The organism is Aeromonas sp. ASNIH8 (assembly GCF_002919855.1).
In the GTDB taxonomy this organism is placed as follows: domain Bacteria; phylum Pseudomonadota; class Gammaproteobacteria; order Enterobacterales; family Aeromonadaceae; genus Aeromonas; species Aeromonas caviae.
This window is the reverse complement of sequence record NZ_PQLN01000180.1, coordinates 1-3,542: the sequence shown is the minus strand read 5'-3', so window position 1 is coordinate 3,542 and position 3,542 is coordinate 1. Positions and strand designations below refer to the sequence as shown.

At 53.6% G+C, this 3,542-nt stretch carries 2 protein-coding genes and 1 pseudogene; 1 reads left to right on the top strand and 2 read right to left on the bottom strand.

Annotated elements, in window-relative coordinates:
- Positions 1-173 (top strand): annotated as a pseudogene (locus C3418_RS23040) (IS1595 family transposase); the annotation flags it as partial.
- Here the strand turns inward: C3418_RS23040 and C3418_RS24565 are convergent.
- On the bottom strand, positions 174-1,058 hold the full coding sequence (locus C3418_RS24565; RefSeq protein ID WP_219812709.1) for a hypothetical protein: 885 nt from the start codon (positions 1,056-1,058) through the stop codon (positions 174-176).
- Complete coding sequence (locus tag C3418_RS23030; protein WP_103859351.1) at positions 1,055-3,043, bottom strand: class I SAM-dependent DNA methyltransferase; 1,989 nt, start codon at positions 3,041-3,043, stop codon at positions 1,055-1,057. Before C3418_RS23030 ends, C3418_RS24565 begins: the two co-directional genes overlap by 4 nt.
- Positions 3,044-3,542: the final 499 nt, after the last annotated feature.

Here is a 3,542-nt window from a genome sequence, read left to right as displayed (position 1 = left end):
GCAGTTGTCATAAGCTCGGAGCGAAGCATTTACCAAGGCATCTTGCTGAATACTGCTTCCGGTTTAATCATCGTTTTGACCTCAAGAGTATGTTTGTTGAATTGGGGCATGCAGTCGTGGCAAGCCCTCCGATGCCATATCGGCTCTTGAAGCTGGCTGAGGGTCATGGGTAATCAGGTACCTTTTTGTTCTAACTCTTTTCTAGGGCGAACACCTATGTCTGTATAAACAGACAAAAGTTCATGCTCATTATTTTCTGGTGCAGGCTTTGCAACCATCCTGAAAAAACGCTTTGTCGGTAGAACAACCCAATGCTCCGGCACTTGGCCAAGCCATTCTACGCCGGAGTCTTTCATCGGCGCGTTCGGGTTCAGCCCCTTGGTGACGGCATGGGAGATCACCGCCTGACGCTTTTCTTTGAGCAATTCAATCAGTTGCTGCTGCTTGGCGATCAGCTGGTCGATACGAGCCGTTTCGTAGTCGAGGAAGTCTGATATGTGTGCAGAATAATTACTCTGAGGCAAGCAAAGTAATATGTTTGCAACCTGCTCGAAATTAAGTCCTTCGCGAGCAGCTCCGGTTTGAGCGTTGCCAATTTGACATTTAGTCGGTTGAGATTTCATTGCCCAAGCTATAAATCTAGCCAGAGATAAGTCATGTAATCTAACAATGCAAACATGTTGGTTGACATTCGCTGAGCCGATATCAACAGGAACAATAGTCGTTCGCCCGATGGATGCACCTGTTATGTTAATTAAGATATCCATTGGCTTAACGCGAGAATAAGCCATTTCGGCGTCCACGTCATGGCTTATATATACGACATCATCTAAACGTAAACCATCGTCATAAATGTTTTGACTTCTGAGGAACGTAATTCCCTCATCAACATATGTGGTAGCACCACCGGATGGAGTCTTTCCACTTCCAATTTTTGTTGTTAAATGCCCAATTTTAACTATGCACCAATCATTTGGTATATTTCCAAACCACTCTGCGCCCGAATCTTTATATTCAGGATAGGGCTGATATTTACCCAGCGGACTCGCAGTACTCATGAATGCACCTCGGCCAGCAGTTGCATGATGTCACGGGCGACCGCATCCAGATCGGCATCGATCTCAGCCAGCGGGCGCGGCGGCTGGTATTGGTAGAAATGGCGGTTAAACGGGATCTCGTAACCGACTATGCCCACCTGGCCATCCAGCGGATCGGTCTTGCTGACATCGATCCAGGCATCGCGCACATGGGGCAGCACTTCACGCGCCAGATAGCCATCAATATCTTCGCCCAGCGGCACATTCTCGTAATCGCGCAGATCCGAGCTGGCCTCCGGCTCGCCTTTCTCTTTACCAGAAAGAGCCATACACACCTTGGCGGCATCGTTCTGCTCACCGAGGGTATTGATCAGCAGCTTTAAGGCCGGTGCGGGCAGCTTGGTATCAGCGAGCGCCTTGCTCAGCTGCTTCTTGAACTGTTCGCGGCACAACAGCTGTTCCGGTAATTGCGGTAGGGCGGCGAGAATGGCCGCTTGCAGGCTGGCATCGAGCTTCTGCCACCCCTTGTCGGCTTGCAGGGCGGCCAGACGCTCGGCATCGTGCGGGTAGAAGGCAAGCTTCAGTGGCCGCTCTACCGTGATGCGGCGATAGCCAAAGGCCGAGGTCGGGAAGATCTTGGCAATCGGGCTGGCCTCATAACGGCTGTAGAGGGCGACAATCTCGCTGATGGCCTCATCACTTAACTGTTTGCGCTTGGACCCTAAGGATTTGCGCATCGGGGTGTGCAGGTCGCTGGCGTTAATCAGCAGCACCTTGCCGCGGCGCTCGGCCGGTTTATGGTTGGAGAGCACCCAGATATAGGTGGCAATGCCGGTGTTGTAGAACATGTCGGTGGGCAGGGCGACCAAGGCATCGAGCAGATCGTTTTCCAGCACATAGCGGCGGATCTCGCTCTCACCGCTACCCGCACCACCGGTAAACAGCGGTGAGCCGTTCAAGATAATGCCGATGCGCGAGCCCTCGCTGTTGGCACTGGCCGGACGCATCTTGGAGATCAGGTGCAGCAAAAACAGCAAGGAGCCGTCAGAGACTCGGGGCAGACCGGGCCCGAAGCGGCCATCAAAGCCCTTGCGCTGATGTTCATCACTGACCTGCTTTTCCACCTTCTTCCAGTCCACACCAAAGGGCGGGTTGGAGAGGCAGTAGTCGAAATGCTCGAACGGCAGCTGATCGTCACTTAAGGTGTTACCTAGCTTGATATGGCTGATGTCCTGGCCCTTGATCAGCATGTCGGCCTTACAGATGGCGTAGGACTCGGGGTTGAGCTCCTGACCGAAGGTGGCCAGACGGGCCGCCGGATTGAGCTCGTGCAGGTACTCCATGCCGCAGGAGAGAAAGCCGCCGGTGCCAGCGGTGGGGTCATAGATGGAACGCACCACGCCGGGCTTGGTCAGGGCTTCGTTATCGCTGGCAAACACCAGCGAGGTGGTGAGCCGTACGATATCGCGCGGGGTAAAGTGCTCCCCGGCAGTCTCGTTCGAGCTTTCGGCGAAGCGGCGGATCAGCTCTTCGAACACCAGTCCCATGTCGTAGTTATCGACCGCCTCAGGCGAGAGATCGACATTGGCAAAGGAACGCACCACCTTGTAGAGCAGGTTGGCATCTTCGAGCAGGCCGATACTGGCCTCGAAGTTGAAATGCTCGAACACCTCGCGGGCATCGGTCGAGAAGGCGCGCACATAGGCATCCAGGTTATCGCCAATATGGTTTTCACCCAGCGAATCGAGCGTCAGCTTGGAGGTGTTATAGAAACTCTGGCCAGCTGCGCTGAGCAGCAGCTTGTCGCGAGCAACCTCGGGCAGCGCCTTGGTGCTCTCGACGGCAACGAGCACCTTCTGCTTGTTGGCTTCCAGCACGCATTCGAGGCGGCGCAATACGGTAAAGGGAAGAATAATGCGCCCGTACTGGGACTGTTTGAAATCACCGCGCAGCAGATCGGCAACCGACCAGATCAGGCTGGCAAGAGAGGCAATATTAGTTTTCATACGATTCCTTATTACCGCCGGTCAAGGCCGGAGGGGCTGAGCCAAGTGCGTCTGAGCTTACCATAGCGAGCCCCGCTTGCGGGCAGATAGGCAAGCAAGATCAGAGCATTAGCTCATAGTTTACGGAGGTTATGTGGACGAAACACCCCTGAACGGAAACCCATGTCGCGTTTTCAGGCAGATGGGGCGATAACGCCATGGCGTAACTGCTGCCCCTTGGCATTGTCTAGCGCCCGTGACGAGCTAGGGAAGGTGCGAACAAGTCCCTGATATGAGATCATGTTTGTCATCTGGAGCCATGAAAAAGGGTTCATCATGAGTCATCAGCTCACCTTCGCCGACAGTGAATTCAGCAGTAAGCGCCGTCAGTGCCCTCAGAGATCCCCTCATTTTTAGAGACTCAAATAATTCCAAGTGTGCGGGTATATAAGCGGTGTTGCTTCAGGTAGTAGATAAATTTATCCATCAACAAGACCGCATTGGCTTCTTTCATTTTAGG

What these genes read in the sequence shown, in the direction of transcription:
- C3418_RS24565 (WP_219812709.1), bottom strand. Translation starts at nt 1,058, where the DNA reads ATGAGTACTGCGAGTCCGCTGGGTAAATATCAGCCCTATCCTGAATAT.
- C3418_RS23030 (WP_103859351.1), bottom strand. Translation starts at nt 3,043, where the DNA reads ATGAAAACTAATATTGCCTCTCTTGCCAGCCTGATCTGGTCGGTTGCC.